15 protein-coding genes and 2 pseudogenes are annotated in these 17,288 nt (G+C 72.7%); 8 read left to right on the forward strand and 9 right to left on the reverse strand.

Going from position 1 to position 17,288, the window contains the following annotated elements:
* Positions 1-113, reverse strand: a pseudogene (locus tag ACFV8H_RS33365) (electron transfer flavoprotein subunit beta); the annotation flags it as partial.
* 260 nt (positions 114-373) lie between these two features.
* Here ACFV8H_RS33365 and ACFV8H_RS33370 point away from each other — a divergent pair.
* On the forward strand, positions 374-1,660 hold the full coding sequence (locus ACFV8H_RS33370; protein WP_380407395.1) for a hypothetical protein: 1,287 nt from the start codon (positions 374-376) through the stop codon (positions 1,658-1,660).
* Between the two features lie 1,295 nt (positions 1,661-2,955).
* Here ACFV8H_RS33370 and ACFV8H_RS33375 read toward each other — a convergent pair.
* From ACFV8H_RS33375 to ACFV8H_RS33395, 5 genes and pseudogenes are all read right to left on the reverse strand, one after another.
* Positions 2,956-3,813 (reverse strand): annotated as a pseudogene (locus ACFV8H_RS33375) (NB-ARC domain-containing protein); the annotation flags it as partial.
* Positions 3,814-3,934: 121 nt separating this feature from the next.
* Positions 3,935-4,735: a family 1 encapsulin nanocompartment shell protein gene (locus ACFV8H_RS33380; protein WP_380407397.1), complete on the reverse strand. Its 801-nt coding sequence runs from the start codon at positions 4,733-4,735 to the stop codon at positions 3,935-3,937.
* Positions 4,736-4,781: 46 nt separating this feature from the next.
* Positions 4,782-5,771, reverse strand: coding sequence for a Dyp-type peroxidase (locus ACFV8H_RS33385; RefSeq protein WP_380407399.1), 990 nt, complete (start codon positions 5,769-5,771; stop codon positions 4,782-4,784).
* Between the two features lie 180 nt (positions 5,772-5,951).
* Positions 5,952-6,581 (reverse strand): FMN reductase, encoded by a 630-nt coding sequence (locus ACFV8H_RS33390; protein ID WP_380407401.1) that lies wholly within the window; start codon positions 6,579-6,581, stop codon positions 5,952-5,954.
* Positions 6,578-7,675, reverse strand: a complete 1,098-nt coding sequence (locus tag ACFV8H_RS33395) for an LLM class flavin-dependent oxidoreductase (protein WP_380407403.1) — start codon at positions 7,673-7,675, stop codon at positions 6,578-6,580. The genes ACFV8H_RS33390 and ACFV8H_RS33395 overlap by 4 nt, the downstream gene beginning before the upstream one ends.
* Before the next feature lie 146 nt (positions 7,676-7,821).
* On the opposite strand from ACFV8H_RS33395, the gene ACFV8H_RS33400 reads away from it, so the two are divergent.
* On the forward strand, positions 7,822-8,628 hold the full coding sequence (locus tag ACFV8H_RS33400) for a PP2C family protein-serine/threonine phosphatase (protein WP_380407405.1): 807 nt from the start codon (positions 7,822-7,824) through the stop codon (positions 8,626-8,628).
* 145 nt (positions 8,629-8,773) lie between these two features.
* Here the strand turns inward: ACFV8H_RS33400 and ACFV8H_RS33405 are convergent, their stop codons facing one another.
* A complete protein-coding gene (locus ACFV8H_RS33405; RefSeq protein ID WP_380407407.1) occupies positions 8,774-9,355 on the reverse strand; it encodes a DoxX family protein in 582 nt (193 codons plus the stop codon).
* Between the two features lie 192 nt (positions 9,356-9,547).
* On the opposite strand from ACFV8H_RS33405, the gene ACFV8H_RS33410 reads away from it, so the two are divergent.
* Together ACFV8H_RS33410 and ACFV8H_RS33415 are read left to right on the forward strand one after the other, a co-directional pair.
* Positions 9,548-10,144 carry a TIGR03086 family metal-binding protein gene (locus ACFV8H_RS33410; protein ID WP_380407409.1) on the forward strand — a complete coding sequence of 199 codons (597 nt, stop codon included), beginning with the start codon at positions 9,548-9,550 and terminating at the stop codon, positions 10,142-10,144.
* 121 nt (positions 10,145-10,265) lie between these two features.
* Positions 10,266-10,829, forward strand: coding sequence for a hemerythrin domain-containing protein (locus tag ACFV8H_RS33415; protein WP_380407411.1), 564 nt, complete (start codon positions 10,266-10,268; stop codon positions 10,827-10,829).
* A gap of 6 nt (positions 10,830-10,835) precedes the next feature.
* On the opposite strand, the gene ACFV8H_RS33420 is transcribed toward ACFV8H_RS33415, so the two are convergent.
* Positions 10,836-11,624, reverse strand: a complete 789-nt coding sequence (locus ACFV8H_RS33420; protein ID WP_380407413.1) for a VOC family protein — start codon at positions 11,622-11,624, stop codon at positions 10,836-10,838.
* Positions 11,625-11,745: 121 nt separating this feature from the next.
* Complete coding sequence (locus ACFV8H_RS33425) at positions 11,746-12,327, reverse strand: Uma2 family endonuclease (protein WP_380407415.1); 582 nt, start codon at positions 12,325-12,327, stop codon at positions 11,746-11,748.
* A gap of 220 nt (positions 12,328-12,547) precedes the next feature.
* Between ACFV8H_RS33425 and ACFV8H_RS33430 the strand changes: the two genes are divergently transcribed.
* From ACFV8H_RS33430 to ACFV8H_RS33445, 4 genes are all read left to right on the forward strand, one after another.
* Positions 12,548-13,228, forward strand: coding sequence for a TetR/AcrR family transcriptional regulator (locus tag ACFV8H_RS33430; RefSeq protein ID WP_380407417.1), 681 nt, complete (start codon positions 12,548-12,550; stop codon positions 13,226-13,228).
* A 195-nt stretch (positions 13,229-13,423) separates the two neighbouring features.
* A complete protein-coding gene (locus ACFV8H_RS33435) occupies positions 13,424-14,953 on the forward strand; it encodes an MFS transporter (protein WP_380407419.1) in 1,530 nt (509 codons plus the stop codon).
* Between the two features lie 223 nt (positions 14,954-15,176).
* Positions 15,177-16,805: a cytochrome bc complex cytochrome b subunit gene (locus tag ACFV8H_RS33440; protein ID WP_380407421.1), complete on the forward strand. Its 1,629-nt coding sequence runs from the start codon at positions 15,177-15,179 to the stop codon at positions 16,803-16,805.
* 29 nt (positions 16,806-16,834) lie between these two features.
* Positions 16,835-17,275, forward strand: a complete 441-nt coding sequence (locus tag ACFV8H_RS33445; RefSeq protein ID WP_380407423.1) for a PPOX class F420-dependent oxidoreductase — start codon at positions 16,835-16,837, stop codon at positions 17,273-17,275.
* Positions 17,276-17,288 lie beyond the last annotated feature (13 nt).

Below are 17,288 nucleotides of genomic sequence, written 5' to 3' on the forward strand. Positions count from 1 at the left end.
TCCGACAGGAGGCCGTCCACACCCTCCCGGTCCGTGGTGTGGTCGTCCGCGAAACGACGGTCACCCGTCGCATCCGGCACGTACTTCACACAGACGACGATCCTCAAGCTCATGAGCGGTTTCTCCTGTCACGGGTGCACGGATGCACTGGATCCATGGCCTCAGGTCAGGCCGAGGGTACTGAGTGCCAACCCCGGCCCGGCAGCGGCCCGCGTGCCGCAAGCGCCACCTGGACCGGCATGCCGGGTCGGCTGTCTGCGACTGGCATCAGAGGCTCCACCGAGAGAATACGGCACTCAGTACCCCTGGTAAAGGCACTCAGTACCCTACCCGGTGTCCGGGACCGTGCCGGAGTGCACCAGAATGCCCGAGCGTGCCGCCCGCAGTGCCGAACCGGGGCCCGGGGCGGCTGATCGGCACCCCGGAGGAGGCGGAGGAGATGACGTCGGTGGACGTGCTGGTGGTCGTGCACACCACGGTCTACGGCCAGCGGCTGCGCAGCGTCCACGCCCTCCTCGACGCCGACCCGCGGGTGCGGGTCCGGTTCACGGTGGCGCCGCACACGTTCAACCGGGGTGCGGCCGCCCACGTCCGACGGCTCGGCGCCACCGTGCTGCCCTGGGCGGAGGCCGTCCGCCGGAGTTTCGACCTGGTGCTCGCCGCGGGTTCGCGAGGGCTGGAGCGGCTGCACGGCCCGACGGTCCGGCTGACGCACGGCGTCGGACACAACAAGCTGTCGCCGACCGGCGTCGGGGCCGGGCGGACCGTCGCCGGGCTCGGGCCCGAGTACGTCGTCTGGCAGGGACGGCTGGTACCCGCCGCGTACGCGCTCGCGCACCGGGACGACCGCACCGAGCTCGGTCGCGGCTGCCCGGAGGCGCTGTCGATCGCCGAGGTCGTGGGCGACGCCGACCACGACCGGATCGCCGCCGCGCTGCCCGACCGGGAGCGGTACCGGACCGCACTCGGACTGGCGCCCGATGAACGGCTGGTGCTGCTCTGCTCCACCTGGGGCAGCGGCTCGCTGTTCGCGCGGCTCGACACCGTCCTGCCGCGGCTGGCCGCCGAGCTGCCCCGCCACGGCCACCGCGCCGCACTGCTGGTCCATCCCAACGTGGCCGCCGCGCACGGCCCCCGGGCCGTCCGCGCACGGGTGGCCGCCACCGCACCCGGGGCGGTCAGCGTGCCCGGGCCGGAGGAGGACTGGCGCCCCCTGCTGGTCGCCGCCGACTTCGTCATCGGCGACCACGGCTCGGTCACCCTCTACGGCACCATGACCGACGCCCCGATCCTGCTCGCCGCCTACCCGCAGCACGGCATCAACCCGCGCTCGCCCGGCGCGCGACTCGCCCGCACCGCGCCGGCACTCAGCCCGTCCCGCTCGCTCACCGCCCAGCTCGACCGCGCCGCCGAGCGGTACCGGCGCGAGGACTACGCCGCTGTCGCGGCCCGGATCAGCTCGGAGCCCGGCCGGTTCGACCTCAGGATGCGTCAGCTGCTCTACCGCGTCCTCGGCCTGGCCGAACCCGCTCCTCCGCCCGTACCGCCCGTGCTGCCGCTGCCCTCGCCGTTGTGGTCCGCGGCCGACGACGGGGTCGGTGCACCGGCAGCCATCACGGCGGCGACACGGGCGGCATCGGGGGCGCCCAGCGCCCGATAGAGGTCGAGGGATTCCTGCCAGCGGGCGTCCGCCCCGGCGAGGTCGCCGCAGGCCAGGGCGAGGTTTCCGGTGAGTTCGAGGACCCGGGCCTCCCAGCGTCTCGCCCGGCCTTCCCGGAAGACCCCGAGCGCCTCCGCGAAGCACCGCCCCGCCTCCTCGTGGGCCCCGAGGACCGTGTGCGCCCGGCCGAGGAAGGCCAGCGCACGGGCGGCCTCGTACGCCGTGGGGAGGGTGGCGAGCTCCCGGTGGGCTCCGATGAGGACCGGAACGGCCTCGGCGGCCCGACCCTCCTCCAGCAGGATGCCGCCGAGGGCGAGTCGGGCCAGCGCCGTACCCCGTCGGTAGCCTCGGGCCGCCCGGATCGCGGCCGTCCTGCGCAGGCAGTCCGCCGCCTGGGCGAACCGGCCCTCCGCGTGGTGGGTCTGGCCGAGGCCGTAGAGGGCGTCGGCCTCGGCGAGTGCGTTGCCGGCGCCACGGGCCAGGTGGAGCGCCTCGGTGTACCACGAGGCGGCCTCCGCGCCCCGGCCGACGTTGCGCAGACCGGCGCCGCCGGAGGTGAGCATGCGTAGCTCGCCGTCGCGGTGGCCCGCCGAGCGGGCGGCGATCAGGCCGATCCGGTGGGCCTCGACCCACAGCGGGACGGGACGCAGCTGGAGGAAGAGCGGCCACATGGCGTCGACCAGCTGCCAGGCGGTGGCGGAACGACCGGTGTCGGCGGCCCAGCGGACGGCGTCGGCCAGCCGCCCGGTCTCCGCGTCGAGCCAGTCGACCGCCGCCGCTTCTCCGGCGAAATCCCCGGGCACCGGTCCGGTCACGAAGTCACGACGCAGGGTTCGATGACTCGGGGTCAGCAGGGCCTCCGCGGCCGTGGCAGTGGCCAGGTACCAGTCGAGGAGACGGTCGACGGCAGCCCGCCCCTCGGGGTGGTCGCGGATCTCCTCCCCGCACGCCGACGCGTGCAGCTTCACCAGGCCGTGGAACCGGAAGCCGTCCGCCGCCGCCTCCAGCAGGTGGACGTCGATCAACCGGTCGAGCAGCGGCTCGGCCTCGGCCCGTCCCAGATCGCCGAGCACCCGGACGACGTCCAGGGTGAAGACCGGGAACGGCAGGAGCCCCAGCAGCCGGTACAGCCGGACAGTCCCCGGGCCCAGTCCGGCCAGGGAGGCGTCCAGTGGCTGCCGCACGCCCTCTCCGTCGATGTCGAGTGCGACGAGCCGCCGGGCCTCGTCGACGACGGGTCCGGCGGCACCCAGGAGCGACTGCGCGGGCCGGGCGGCGACGCGGGCGGCGGCAAGACAGACGGCCAGCGGGAGCCCGGCGCAGCACCCCACCACCAGCTCCGCGACCGCCTGCTCCCGCGCCACCCGCTCCTCGCCGACCAGCTGGGCGAACAGTCGCGCCGAGGCCTCGTCCGACAACAGGTCGACCGGCCGGAGAACGGCACCGTCCGTGCCGAGCCGGGTGAGCCGACGACGGCTGGTGACCACGACCACGGCGTGCTCCGCGCCGGGCAGCAGCGGGCGGACCTGGGCGGCGCTGGAGGCGTCGTCGAGCAGGACGGCGATCCGGCGTTCGGCGGCGAGCGAGCGCCAGAGCGCGGCACCCTCGGCGGGGTCGCGTGGCACCGGCGAGACGCCGAGGGCGCGCAGGAAGCCCGCCAGCACCTCGGCAGGATCCGCCGGACCGCCGGGGGCGTGGGCCCGCAGGTCGGCGAAGAGCCGACCGTCCGGGAAGCGCTCGGAATGGCCGCGCAGCCAGTGGACGCCGAGGGCGGTCTTCCCCACCCCGGCGGGCCCGGTGAGCACCACGGTCAGGTCGACCGGACCGCCCGCCCCGCCCAACTCTCGGTCCAGGCGGGCGAGGTCGGCATCCCGTCCGACCAGCCGACGCGGCACGGCGGGAAGCTGCCGAGGTACCGGGGGCGAGGACCCGGCGGGCGAGGCGTAGACGGTCAGGTCACGGATCCGGCCCGCCTGGACGACCGCACCGGCGACCTCGCTCCCGGCAAGGGAGTTGCGCACCGTGGAACTCGGCTCACGGGTGGAGTCCGCCGCGGTCACCGGCCGCCGCCGCCGGACCGGCAAGGACGTCGAACTCGCGGCGCCCCGCACGAATCCGGTTCCATCGGCTCCCCTACCCGTCAGGCACGGCACGAACGAAGGACGGAGACGGCCGGAGAAGGCGCCGGAATCGTCCGGGCATCACTGATACCACGAGACATGACGGATCGTCAGCCTAATCGCCCCACGCCATCCGGCACCACTGGCCACGAGGTCAGGCAGCGGTCAATGGGACGGCTGCCTCTCCCGTGTAGACGCTGAAGGTCAACGACTCCTGCAGGTAGAGCCGTACCGAGTCGCCGTCGTGGGAGAGGTAGCCGACGGAAACGTCCTGGCCGAGATGGAGTTCGAAGTCGCCGCCGCGGGTGGAGAGCAGGAAGGCGCCGTCGATGGCGGGGGCCCAGATGATGTCCCCGTCGAGGAGGCGGGCGATGTGGCTGGCGACGGGGTAGCCGTGGTCGGAGGTCTCGTTGACGGCGGTGTAGGCGTCGGCGCCGAGGAGGAGGGCGTAGGGGCCGCCGACGCCGGCGAGGCGGAGAGCGGTGAGGGCCTGGCTGACCGCTTCGGGGTATTCGCGGACGTCGGGCGGGAGTTGGACCGGCGGGTTGGTGGAGTCGGCGCGGATGCCCTCGATGTGGGCGGCGGGGTAGCCGTCGAAGACGGTGCGGTCCTCGGCGCGGGCGAGGGTGCGGGCGGCGTCCTTGACGGGTTGCCAGTCGGAGTCGCGGGAGCCGCGTTCGACGTCGTCGACGGCGGAGCGGCTGACGGTGAAGGGGACGCGCAGTTCGACCACCGGGCGGCTGGTGCGGGCGTGGGCCTGGACGCCGTCGAGGGGTGGGTCGATGGTGGTGAGGTGGCCGGTGCCGACGGCGGCGAGGGTGGGGCCGTCGGGGCCGTCGAGGTCGACCACGCGGCGGCCGGCGACGTGCAGTTTGAAGGTCTGCCGGGCCTCCTCCTCGATCTCCTCCCAGGCGGCGGCGGAGACGGGGGCGAGTTCTCGGTGCAGGTTGCTCATGGTGCGGGTCCTGTTCAGGAGGTCGGCTGTTCAGGAGGTCTGCGGTTCAGGAGGTCGGTTTGAGGCTGCCGATGCCGAGTGAGCCGTCCGGGCGGGCCGCGGGCGCGGCCGGGGGTGGGGTGTCCAGGAGGTCGGCGGTCGGGACGAAGAACAGCGAACCGGTGACGGCGGTGGAGAAGTCGAGCAGCCGGTCGGTGGTGCCGGGCGGGCGGCCGAGGAACATGTTGCGCAGCATCTCCTCGGTGACCCCGGGGTCGCGCGCGTAGCCGATGAAGTAGGTGCCGAACTCGCCGCTGCGGTCGAAGGAACCGAAGGGCATGTTGAACCGGAGGATCTTCCGCTCGGCGCCGTCCGGGCCGGTGATCACGGTGAGGGCGACGTGCGAGTCGGCGGGTTTGACGTCGTCGTCCAGCTCGATGTCGGTGAGCTTGGTGCGGCCGACGGCCCCCTCCTGCTGCTCGACGGCGAGGGCGTTCCACTTGTCGAGGTCGTGCAGGTACTTCTGGACGATGACGTAGCTGCCGCCGGCGAAGCCCGGGTCCTCCTCCCCCACCACGGCGGCGGTCTCGGCCGCACGGCCCTCGGGGTTCTCGGTGCCGTCGACGAAGCCGAGCAGGTCGCGGTCGTCGAAGTACTTGAAGCCCTGGACGGAGTCGACCACGGTGGCGGCCCCGGCGAGCCGGTCGACCAGGCGGGTGGCGAGTTCGAAGCAGAGGTCCATCCGTTCGGCCCGCAGGTGCAGCAGCAGGTCACCGGGGGTGGCCGGGGCGCGGTGGCGGGGGCCGGCCACCTCCTGGAAGGGGTGGAGTCCGGCGGGCCGGGGGCCGGTGAAGAGCCGGTCCCAGAGGTCGGAGCCGATGCCGGTGACGCAGGTGAGGCCGCCCTCGGGGGCCCGGAAGCCGACGGCCCGGCGCAGTCCGGCGAGGTCGGGCAGCAGGTCGCGGACGGTGGGCTCGCCGCCGGGTTCCACGGTGAGGACCAGGAAGACCGCCGCACTGGTCAGCGGGGAGAGCACGGCTTGGGGTTCGGGCTGCACGGCGGGGGTCCTCCTCGGGAGGCGGCTCGCGGGGCGCTCTCTCACGGGGTGTGAACGGATCGCGACGGATCAGCACCAATCTGATCATGCCGATGAGGACCTCGCACGGCGGGCGGTCGGGCGCGGACCTGTGGAAGGGGCGGGGCGCACGGTCGCGCACCCGCCCCTCAGGTCCGGCCCTCAGACCCGCAACGCCGCCAGTTGCTCGGCGAACGGGACCACCTGCTCCGGCACCGCCGCCGCCTCCGCCGCCGGGGCCCGCCCCGCCAGCAGGGCCGCCAGCTCGCCCGCCGCGCGGTCGATCCGGCCCGGCAGGCCGTCGGTGAGCGCGTCGCCCGCCGTGCCCCAGTCGTCGGTGGCCGCGTACACGGCGGTCGGCAGTACCACCGCGCGCAGGTAGCTGAACAGCGGCCGGACGGCGTGCTCCAGGGCGAGCGAGTGCCGCGGCGTGCCGCCGGTGGCGGCGATCAGCACCGGCTTGCCGGTGAGCGCGTCGTGGTCGATCAGGTCGAAGAAGGACTTGAACAGGCCGCTGTAGGAGGCCGTGAAGATCGGCGTCACCGCGATCACCGCGTCCGCCCCCGTCACCGTCCCGATCGCCCCGCGCAGCGCGGCGGCCGGGAAGCCGGTGACGAAGTTGTTGGCGATGTCCACGGCGAGGTCGCGCAGCTCGACCACGGTGACCTCGACCTCCCGCCCCTCCAGGGCGAGCCGACGCACGGTCGACTCGGCGAGCCGGTCGGCCAGCAGCCGCGTCGAGGACGGCTTGCTGAGGCCGGCGCTCACCACGGCCAGCTTGAACGCGGTCACTCGGCCACCTCCACGGTCTCCTTGTCACGGGCCGCGACCAGCGCGGCGTGGGTCGGCCCGTCCGGGACCTCGGCCGGGCGGCCCTTGGCGAACTCCTCGCGCAGCACCGGCACGACCTCCTCGCCCAGCAGGTCCAGTTGCTCCAGCACGGTCTTGAGCGGCAGGCCGGCGTGGTCCATCAGGAACAGCTGGCGCTGGTAGTCGCCGAAGGTCTCGCGGAAGGTCAGCGTCTTCTCGATGACCTCCTGCGGGCTGCCCACGGTCAGCGGGGTCTGCTCGGTGAACTCCTCCAGCGAGGGCCCGTGCCCGTACACCGGCGCGTTGTCGAAGTACGGACGGAACTCGCGCACCGCGTCCTGGGAGTTCTTCCGCATGAACAGCTGGCCGCCGAGGCCGACGACCGCCTGCTCGGGGGTGCCGTGCCCGTAGTGGGCGTAGCGCTCGCGGTAGAGGTCGATCAGCTTCTGGAAGTGCTCCTTGGGCCAGAAGATGTTGTTCGCGAAGAAGCCGTCCCCGTAGTAGGCGGCCTGTTCGGCGATCTCCGGGCTGCGGATCGAGCCGTGCCAGACGAACGGCGGGACGTCGTCCAGCGGGCGCGGGGTGGAGGTGAAGGACTGCAGCGGAGTGCGGAAGCGGCCCTGCCAGTCGACGACCTCCTCGCGCCACAGCTGGTGCAGCAGCGCGTAGTTCTCGACCGCGAGCGGGATGCCCTGGCGGATGTCCTTGCCGAACCACGGGTAGACCGGGCCGGTGTTGCCGCGGCCCATCATGAGGTCCACCCGGCCGTCGGCGAGGTGCTGGAGCATCGCGAAGTCCTCGGCGATCTTCACCGGGTCGTTGGTGGTGATCAGCGTGGTCGAGGTCGAGAGGATGATGCGGTCCGTCTGCGCGGCGATGTAGCCGAGCATGGTCGTCGGCGAGGACGGGACGAACGGCGGGTTGTGGTGCTCGCCGGTCGCGAAGACGTCCAGGCCGACCTCCTCCGCCTTGCGCGCGATGGCCACCATCGCCTTGATCCGCTCGTGCTCGCTCGGGGTGCGTCCGGTGGTCGGGTCGGGGGTGACGTCGCCGACGGTGAAGATTCCGAACTGCATGCTGCTCACCACACTCCAGGAGGTCCAAGTCGTTCAACTTTCAACCACCCTAGCACGCAGGCGCGGATCGTTATTCCCGCGCCTCCCGCCGACAATGGGAGGCGGGCCCCGGCAACGGCCGGAGCCCGCGGAAGGACGGCGAACCGATGGCGCCGTACATCGCGGTGAGCGCACTGAGCCACGAGGGCCTGGTGCGGGAGCACAACGAGGACAGCCTCACGATCGGCCCGTGGACGCTCTGCGCCACCGTGACCACCAACCCGCAGACCCTGCTCTTCCCGCTCGGCCCGCCCTGCGTGGTCGCCGTGACCGACGGCCTCGGCGGCCACCCCGGCGGCGAGGTGGCCAGTGCCCTGGTCGCCCGTCGGCTCGCCGCCGCCGGGGGCGGACTGGACGGCGAGGAGGCCGTCCGGGCGGAGCTCCAGGAGTGCAACCGGGCGGTCTACGCGGCCGCCGCCGGGGAGCCGGAGCTGGCCGCGATGGGGACGACGGTCGCCGGGCTGGTGCTGCTGCCCGACCGGGCCGTGGTCTTCAACGTCGGCGACAGCCGGGTCTACCGGATCAGCAGCGACGGGCCGGAACCGTCACCCCCGGAGCGAGTAAGCCCGGAGCGAGTGAGCCTGGAGCGGGTGAGCGTGGACGACAGCCCGCCGCTGCCGCCCGGACAGCGCACCACCCCGCTGGTCACCCAGACCCTGGGCGGCTCGCTCGGACTCACCTTCGTCGAACCGCACGTACGGGTCTCGCCGCTCGCCGCCGGCGACCGCTACCTGGTGTGCAGCGACGGCCTGACCGACCCGGTACCCGAGGAGGAGCTCGCCGGACTGCTCGCCCGCGCGGACGGGCCCTCCGACCGGGCCGACGGCAGGGCCGCCTTCGAGCTGTGGAAGGCGGCCGTCGAGGCGGGCGGCCCGGACAACATCACCCTGGCGCTGGTGCGGATCGGCGAGTAGCCGCGCGCGATGCCCCTGGAAACGCCGGAGACCGGAACGCCGGACGCCGGAACACCGGAACACTGGAACACCGAAACGCCGGAAGCCGTGCCGACGGTTCGTCAGCACGGCTTCCGGAAGAGCGAGTTGAGTCGCCGCCGGGCGGCTACTTGCGCAGCAGCAGGATCACTCCGGCCGTCACCAGGCCGACCAGCACGGCGGCCGCGCCGTACGCCAGGCGGTGCGCCTTCAACACCGGCAGGAAGCGGTCCACCGCGTAGCGGCCCGGGCCGGTCAGCGCCAGGGCGGCGGCGCCCGCCGTCAGCAGCAGCTCGTACTCGCTGCCCTTCGGGGCGAAGAAGCCGCCGCCCCAGGTGACGGCGATCGCGTTGACCATCGTGCCGACGATCGCGGCGCCCGCCAGCGGGGTCAACAGGCCGACGGCGAGGCCGAGTCCGCCCAGGACCTCGGTCAGGCCGGCCACCACGGCCATGGCATTGCCGGCCGGGTAGCCGCTCATGGTGAAGAACTGACCGGTGCCGTCGATCCCGCCACCCCCGAACCAGCCGAACAGCTTCTGGCTGCCGTGCGCGGCCATGGTCAGGCCGAGCACCAGGCGCAGGAGCAGGAGTCCGGCGTCATAGGCGTGCGGGGAGGTCGTCGCGGGCCCGGAGCCGCCCCGTACGGAGCGGGCGGCGGGGCTGGTGGGACTGGTGGCGGCGGTCGTGCTCGGGCTGCTGCTCGGCATGCGCGTCTCCATCGATCGGGGTCGGTCGTAGGGGTGTGTGTGGTGATGCGGCCGGGCGGGGTGGGACACGCCGCGCCTTTTGTTCAAATTTGAACCGGCCACTCCTCGACCGTACCGTGGAGTTCGAATTTGAACAACTGACGGTGCATGGACGACTCGCGCACCCCACCGGGGCCGGGGCAGGGTGGAGACATGGCTCACCGCAGGCAACGCCGGCCGGCCGACCCGCCCGGCACGCCCTACCCCGAGGCGCTCGCCGCCTTCGACGAACGGGTCCGGCTGATCGCCCCCGGCCACTGGAACTCCCCCACCCCGTGCGCCGACTGGACGGTGCGGGACCTGGTCAACCACCTCACCGGCGAGCAGCTCTGGGTCCCCGACCTGCTGATGGGCGCCACCATCGCCGAGGTCGGCGGCCGCTACGACGGCGACGTGCTCGGCGACGACCCGGTCGCCGCCTGGAACTCCGCCGCCGAAGCCGCCCGGCAGGCCTGGGACGTGCCCGGCGCCACCGAACTCACCGTCCACCTCTCCTTCGCGGACGTCTCCGGGCAGTACTACCTGGACCAGCTCACCACCGACCTGGTCGTCCACGCCTGGGACCTCGCCGCGGGCATCGGCACCCGCACCCGGCTCCCGGCCGGCCTGGTGGACTTCGCGCTCGGCGAGATCGGCGGCTACGGCGACCTCTCCGGCAGCGGACTGTTCGACCCGCCGCTACCGGTCCCCACGGACGCCGCCCCGCAGACCCGACTGCTGGCCCTCACCGGGCGGCGGGACGGCGGCTGAGCAGGGATCTCCCGCGGAACCCGCACCCGGCAGCGGCCCGGACCGGGGTTCCGCGCGGCGGCGCCGGATACTGGACAGTACGGGGGGCGAGTCCTGATCCCGGACGAGAGGCGGGCACGCCATGAGCCGCAGGCCGGACATCCTCGGCGAGTTCACCGCCGACCACAAGGCGGCCACCGACCTGCTCGACCGCGCCGAGGCGGCGCCGGCCGGCTCGGCCGAGCGCGGCGAGCTGGTCAGCAGGCTGACCGACCTGCTGTTCAGCCATTGCGCCGCCGAGGAGGAGCACCTCTTCCCGCTCGTCCAGCACGACGTGCCCGAGGGCGGGGCCCTGGTGTTCAGCAGCATCCACGACCACCTCGCGATCGGGCAGTACCTCGCCGACCTGCAAGGACTCGGCCCGGGCGACCCGGCCTTCGACACCCTCCTGCACGGCCTCGGCGCCACCCTCCGGCGGCACCTCACCGGCGAGGAGAAGACGGTCTTCCCGGCCGCCCGCAAGGCCCTGCCCGCAGCGACCCGCGCGGAGCTCGGCGAACGACTCCGGGCCCAGCGGGCGGACACCGAGCCGACGGGCAGCGGTCCCGCGGACACCGAAGCGACGGACACCGAGGCGAGAGGCACCGAACCAGCGGGCACCGAACCGGCGGGCGCCGAGCCGACGGGCGGCGGCCCCGCGGGCTGAGGCCGGTCAGCCCTTCGGGCTGATCACCGCGAAGCGGGCGCCGTCACGGTCCCGCAGCCGGGCCACCCGGCCGTACGGGGAGTCGAAGACCGGTCCGATCCCCGCCCCGCCCAGCTCAACCGCCCGCGCCACCGCCCGGTCGGCGTCCGGGACGGCGAAGGAGACCTCCCAGTGCGGTGGCGGGCCCGCCGGTCCGCCCGCCTGCTCCTTGGCCAGCGCCGCGACGCTGTGCCCCTCCGCGCGCAGCACCACCCGGTCGTGCTCCCAGCGGACCTCGAAGCGCTCCGGGTCCCGGCCGTCCCAGCGGAACACCTCACCGTAGAACAGCGCCGCCGCGAACGGGTCCGGGGTGCGCAGCTCGATCCAGACCGGCGCTCCCGGCACGTCCAGCCGCCGGGCCCGGCCCGGCGGGCCCTCCCAGATGCCGAACACCGCCCCGGCCGGGTCCGCCGCGAAGGCCACCCGCCCGGCGTCGAAGGCCAGCGGGCCGACCGCCAGGGTCGCGCCGCGCTCGCGCACGGCGTCGGCGGCGGCGTCGGCGCTCTCCGTCCCGAAGTAGCTGGTCCAGGCGAGCGGCACCGCCCCGAGGCCCGCCACCCCCAGCCCGGCCACCGCCTCCCCGCCGGTCACCGCGTGCACGTACGGGCCGAAGCGCTCCGGGCCGGGCTCGAACTCCCAACCCAGCAGCGGACCGTAGAACCCCGTGGCGCTCTCCAGGTCCCGGGCCATCAGGCTCACCCAGCACGGAACGGCCGCCACGCAGCGCACCCTGGCGGTCGTCTCCTCGCTGCCCATCGCGGACCTCCTCGCCCACCCGGCCGCCGGGCCCCTCCCGACTCCCGCGGCCCACCGGCCGCCCGGGACGCCCACAGCCTAGGGCGGCCTGAGCAGCCCGTCCGGGAAGGCACGGCCGGGCTCAGCGCACCCAGTTCTTGAGCGGCTCGGTGTCGAGAACGATGCCGACCGGGTCGGGGAGGCGGACGGTCTTGCCGAACGACAGCGTCTGAACGGTCTCGTAGCGACCGCCGTCAGGCTGGCTGTGGACGATGACCTCGGCCGAGTCGCGATCGATCAGCAAGTAGACGGGGATACCGGTCTCGGCGTAGGCGCGGGGCTTCTCCACGCGATCTCGGCGCTCGGTGTCGGAATCGTAGGAGGTGACCTCGACGACCATCAGGACCCGATCGGCGTTCGCCCACTCACCTTGGCTGCCGAAAGTGCCGCTGGGCGCGAGCGTGCCATCAGGGCGCGCATGGCCACCGCGATAGGTCTCGACATTCAACCCTTGGTCGTACAGCCACAGTTCAGGACGCGACTGGATGCAGATCCGCATCAGCCACTCGATGATCAGGCCGTGGTCGCCGTCCGGCACGGGCTTGACCCCCAGCTTCCCGTTGATGAACTCCGGCCGCACACCTTCGACGGTGTCGGCCAGGTGACGAGCAAACTCCTCGAACTGCTCGGGCAGCATCTGCGGGCGGTCGGAGATCGCGGTCACGGGCTTTGCTCCTTCGCCTGGGCACCCTCCGGGGGAACGAGCAAGCCGGCGAGTGGTTACGGGGCATCCGGCTACTGACGATACCCACCACATCCGACGCCCGCTCGAATGTGACGCAGGTCACAGCATGGGAGGAAATTGCGGGGACAGATTCCCCGTTTGCGAGTACGTTGGAGAAAGCGGGGAGAACTTCCCCGGTATTCTGGAGGAGCACGTCGCCATGACCACCGTCGCCGCAGAGCCGGCCCGTTCCGCGGGGAGTGTGCGCACGCCGAAGTTGCGTGCGGACGCGAGCCGGAACCGGGAGCGGATCGTACTGGCGGCCCGGGACGCGTTCGTCGAGCACGGTGCCGAGGTGCCGCTGGACGAGATCGCGAAGCGGGCGGGGGTCGGCAATGCCACGCTGTACCGGAACTTCCCGGACCGCGCGGCGCTGATCCAGGAAGTGGCGCTGCTCGTCAAGAACCGCATCCTGGCCCTCGCCGAGACGGCGACGGCCGAGGCGGACGCGGGAGTGGGCGGCGGTCCGTTCGACGCTCTGCAGCGGTTCGTGCACGCGACCGTGGCGGAGAAGGTCGGCGGGCTCTGCGCCGTCTTCACCAGCACCGTCGATCCGGACGACCCGGAGTTGACCGAGACGCGGGAGCGCCTGCGGTCCGCCGTGAGCGGACTGATGGAGCGCGCCCGGGCCACCGGCGAGCTCCGGCCGGACGTCGACCACGGGGACCTGTTCGTCGCGATGAGCCAGCTGACCCGGCCGCTGCCGGGCACCTCCTGCCAACTGCTCGACGACTTCGTCCACCGCCACCTGCAGCTGTTCCTGGACGGCCTGCGCGCGCCGGCCCGCTCGGCGCTGCCCGGCCGGGCCGCGACCTTCGAGGACTTCCGCCCTCGGCACTGACCGACCACCTGGACCCAACCACTGATCCGACCCTGATCCGAGCCGATCCGCCCCCCTCGCACCCCACCTTCCGCGCGACTGACCGGAGTCGCCTCCGGGCGCGTCCGCGCGCCCTCGCACCCGTACGGCAACCTGCCGTTCCCGTACGGCAGTTGACCGTTCTCGCACACCACGCACCGTGAAATGGGTACCCCCATGTCTCAGACCGACTCCGCTCCGGCGACGATCCCCGATCCCAGGCGCTGGAAGGCGCTGATCTTCATCGGCCTGGCCCAGCTGATGGTCGTCCTCGACGCCACCATCGTGAACATCGCCCTGCCGTCCGCGCAGACCGACCTGGGCATATCCGACGGCAACCGCCAGTGGGTGATCACCGCCTACGCGCTGGCCTTCGGCGGCCTGCTGCTGTTCGGCGGCCGGATCGCGGACCTCTGGGGCCGCAAGCGGACGTTCATCGTCGGCCTGACCGGCTTCGCCCTCGCCTCCGCGCTCGGCGGCATGGCGGTCAACACCGCGATGCTGCTCGGCGCCCGCGCCCTCCAGGGCGTGTTCGGCGCGCTGCTCGCGCCGGCCGCGCTGTCGCTGCTCGCCGTGACCTTCACCGAGGCCAAGGAGCGCGCCAAGGCCTTCGGCATCTACGGGGCGATCGCCGGTGGCGGTGGCGCCATCGGTCTGATCCTCGGCGGTGCGCTGACCGAGTACCTGAACTGGCGCTGGACCTTCTACGTCAACATCCCGTTCGCCATCGCGGCCATCGCCGGCGCCGTCCTGGTGATCACCGAGCCCGTCGGGGGCCGCAACCGCAACAAGCTGGACATCCCCGGCGTGGTGCTGGTGACCACCGGCCTGGTCTCGCTGGTGTACGGCTTCACCCGCGCCGAGTCCAGCGGCTGGACCGCCGGCAGCACCCTGGCGCTGTTCGCCGCGGCCGTCGTGCTGCTGGGCGCCTTCGTGATCGTGGAGCGCGCGGTCGCCGCCCCGCTGCTGCCGCTGCGCGTGGTGCTCAACCGCAACCGGGGCGGGGTGTACCTGTCCCTGGGCATGGCCGTGATCGGCATGTTCGGCCTGTTCCTCTTCCTGACCTACTACCTCCAGGTCGTGCGCGGCTACAGCCCGGTGCTGACCGGCGTCGCCTTCCTGCCGATGGTGGCGGGCATGATCACGGGCTCGACCCAGATCGGCGCCCGGCTGATGACCCGCGTCCCGGCGCGCTACCTGATGGCGCCCGGCTTCCTGACCGCCTCGGTCGGCATGTTCCTGCTGACCCACATCGGCCTGGACACCTCGTACCCGGCGCTGATCCTGCCCGGTCTGGTCCTGATGGGCCTCGGCATGGGCACCGCCTTCATGCCGGCCATGAGCCTCGCGACCTACGGCGTCCAGCCGCGTGACGCGGGCGTGGCCTCGGCCATGGTCAACACCTCGCAGCAGGTCGGCGGCGCCATCGGCACCGCGCTGCTGAACACCATCGCGGCCAGCGCCACCACCGCCTGGATGACCTCGCACCACGCGGCCATGGCCGCCGCCGCCTCGCCGGAGGCCGGCAAGGCCCTGCAGTTCCAGGGCATGGTGCACGGCTTCTCGACCGCGATCTGGGTGTCCTTCGGGATCCTGGTGGCGGCCGCCGCCGTCGCCTTCACCTTCATCAACGCCGGTCGCCCCGACACCGCGGGTGCCAACTCGGGTGCGGCGAAGAACGACGAGGTGCCGGTGCTGGTGCACTGACCCTCGCGGGACCCCACGGGGTGACTCGGGTGCGCATGCGGCCCGTCCGGTGTCTTCCACGACACCGGGCGGGCCGCTCGCCGTTTCCGGGGCGGGCCGTCCGGGAACGGCGAGCCGCGGCGGAAGGGGCCCCGGGTGGAAGTGGGGATCAGTCCCCGATTATGGTGACCTCCGTACGAAGCGGGGACTGATCCCCGTTTCCTTCGGACCGAGGTGCGTGCACATGACCCGGAATCAGAACCCAGGGCGGGGGCAGCGGGCCGCCGACTGGGCGGACGGCCGACTGGGGATCCACTCCCTCGCCAGGGCCAACCTGCGCAAGATCTTCCCGGACCACTGGTCCTTCATGCTGGGCGAGATCTGCCTCTACACCTTCCTGATCATCATCCTGACCGGCGTCTGGCTGACCCTGTTCTTCAAGCCGAGCATGGGCGAGGTGGTCTACAGCGGCTCGTACGTCCCGCTCAAGGGCATCCGGATGTCCGAGGCCTACGCCTCCACCGTGGACATCAGCTTCGAGGTCCGCGGCGGGCTGCTGATCCGGCAGATCCACCACTGGGCGGCGATCGTCTTCGTCGCGGCGATGTTCGTGCACATGATGCGGGTGTTCTTCACCGGCGCGTTCCGCAAGCCGCGCGAGGTCAACTGGGTCTTCGGCTTCCTGCTGCTGTTCCTCGGCATGCTGGACGGCTTCTTCGGCTACTCGCTCCCGGACGACCTGCTCTCCGGCACCGGCATCCGGTTCATCGAGGGCGTGGTGCTGGCCGTGCCGCTGGTCGGCACCTACATCCAGATGTTCCTGTTCGGCGGGGAGTTCCCCGGGCACGACATCATCCCGAGGTTCTTCACCGTCCACGTGCTGCTCGTGCCCGGCATCATGCTCGGGCTGCTGGTGGCGCACCTGATCCTGGTCTTCTACCACAAGCACACCCAGTGGGCGGGCCCCGGCAGGACCGAGAAGAACGTCGTCGGCATGCCGCTGATGCCGGTCTACATGGCGAAGGCCGGCGGCTTCTTCTTCCTGGTCTTCGGGATCGTCGCCCTGATGTCGGCGATCGCCACGATCAACCCGATCTGGGCGTACGGCCCGTACCGTCCGGACCAGGTCTCCACCGACGCCCAGCCCGACTGGTACATGGGCTTCGCCGAGGGCCTGATCCGGGTGATGCCAGGCTGGGAGATCGGCCTGTGGGGGCACACCCTCAACCTCGGGGTGCTGATCCCGTTCACGCTGTTCCCGGTGATCCTCGGCGCGATCGCGGTCTACCCGTTCGTCGAGGGCTGGGTGACGAACGACGCCCGGGAGCACCACCTGCTCGACCGGCCGCGCAACGCGCCGGTCCGCACCGCCCTCGGCGCGGCCTGGATCAGCGTCTACCTGGTGATGCTCGCGGGCGGCGGCAACGACCTCATCGCCACCCATCTGCACCTGTCGCTCAACGCCATCACCTACGCCGTGCGGATCGGCTTCTTCGTCGTCCCGGTGGCCGTCTTCGTGGTCACCAAGCGCTGGTGCCTGGGCCTGCAACGGCGGGACCGCGACAAGGTGCTGCACGGCCGGGAGACCGGCGTCGTCAAGCGGCTGCCGCACGGCGAGTTCACCGAGGTGCACGCCGGGCTCGCGCCCGCCGAACTGCACCGGCTCACCGCACACGAGCAGCCCCGCCCCCTCGAACTGCCGCCCGAGGTCGACGAGAATGGAGTGGCCCGGCCGGCGGGCGTGCTCACCCGCACCCGCGTACGGCTGTCCCACGGGTTCCACGGCGAGCACGCGCGGATCGGGAAGCCCACCGCCGAGGAGTACCGCGAGCACCGCGAGATCACCGAGGGCGAGGGCCACGGTCACCACTGACCCCGCCCCCCTGTGCGAGGGAGGAGATCATGCACGACCCCACCGACCGGCTCGCCGACAGCAGGTACCTCCTGCTGACCACCTTCGGCGACGACGGCAGCCGACTGGACACCCAGCTGTGGGTGGTCGCGGACGGCCGGGCGCTCGGCGTCTGGACCCCGGCCCACTCCGGTGAGGCCGAACGGATCCGCCGCCACCCCCGGGTGCTGATCGGCCCCTGCGACGCCCACGGGCGCCCCACCGGCCGCCGGCTCCCGGCCCGCGCCCGGCTCTGCGACGCCGACGCGACCGCGCGCTACCGCACCTCACTGATCAACAAGTACGGCCTGACGGCCCTGCTCACGCTGGCCCGGAGTCGGTTCCGGGTCGGGCTGTCCGGGACGGTCGGGATCCGGATCACGCCGAACGAGCTGGAGCAGCGGCTGGTCGGGCCGGAGTGGCGACCGCCGGGGACGTACTGCGTCAACTGAGCGGCGCGGAAGG

Origin of the sequence: Kitasatospora sp. NPDC059827 (assembly GCF_042731675.1) — a bacterium.
Classification (GTDB): domain Bacteria; phylum Actinomycetota; class Actinomycetes; order Streptomycetales; family Streptomycetaceae; genus Kitasatospora.

Bases quoted from the DNA above. Each gene is read 5' to 3' on its own strand.
- ACFV8H_RS33380 (WP_380407397.1), bottom strand. From the start codon at position 4,735: ATGAGCAACCTGCACCGAGAACTCGCCCCCGTCTCCGCCGCCGCCTGG.
- ACFV8H_RS33395 (WP_380407403.1), bottom strand. From the start codon at position 7,675: ATGCAGTTCGGAATCTTCACCGTCGGCGACGTCACCCCCGACCCGACC.
- ACFV8H_RS33400 (WP_380407405.1), top strand. From the start codon at position 7,822: ATGGCGCCGTACATCGCGGTGAGCGCACTGAGCCACGAGGGCCTGGTG.
- ACFV8H_RS33405 (WP_380407407.1), bottom strand. From the start codon at position 9,355: ATGCCGAGCAGCAGCCCGAGCACGACCGCCGCCACCAGTCCCACCAGC.
- ACFV8H_RS33410 (WP_380407409.1), top strand. From the start codon at position 9,548: ATGGCTCACCGCAGGCAACGCCGGCCGGCCGACCCGCCCGGCACGCCC.
- ACFV8H_RS33415 (WP_380407411.1), top strand. From the start codon at position 10,266: ATGAGCCGCAGGCCGGACATCCTCGGCGAGTTCACCGCCGACCACAAG.
- ACFV8H_RS33420 (WP_380407413.1), bottom strand. From the start codon at position 11,624: ATGGGCAGCGAGGAGACGACCGCCAGGGTGCGCTGCGTGGCGGCCGTT.
- ACFV8H_RS33430 (WP_380407417.1), top strand. From the start codon at position 12,548: ATGACCACCGTCGCCGCAGAGCCGGCCCGTTCCGCGGGGAGTGTGCGC.
- ACFV8H_RS33435 (WP_380407419.1), top strand. From the start codon at position 13,424: ATGTCTCAGACCGACTCCGCTCCGGCGACGATCCCCGATCCCAGGCGC.
- ACFV8H_RS33440 (WP_380407421.1), top strand. From the start codon at position 15,177: ATGACCCGGAATCAGAACCCAGGGCGGGGGCAGCGGGCCGCCGACTGG.
- ACFV8H_RS33445 (WP_380407423.1), top strand. From the start codon at position 16,835: ATGCACGACCCCACCGACCGGCTCGCCGACAGCAGGTACCTCCTGCTG.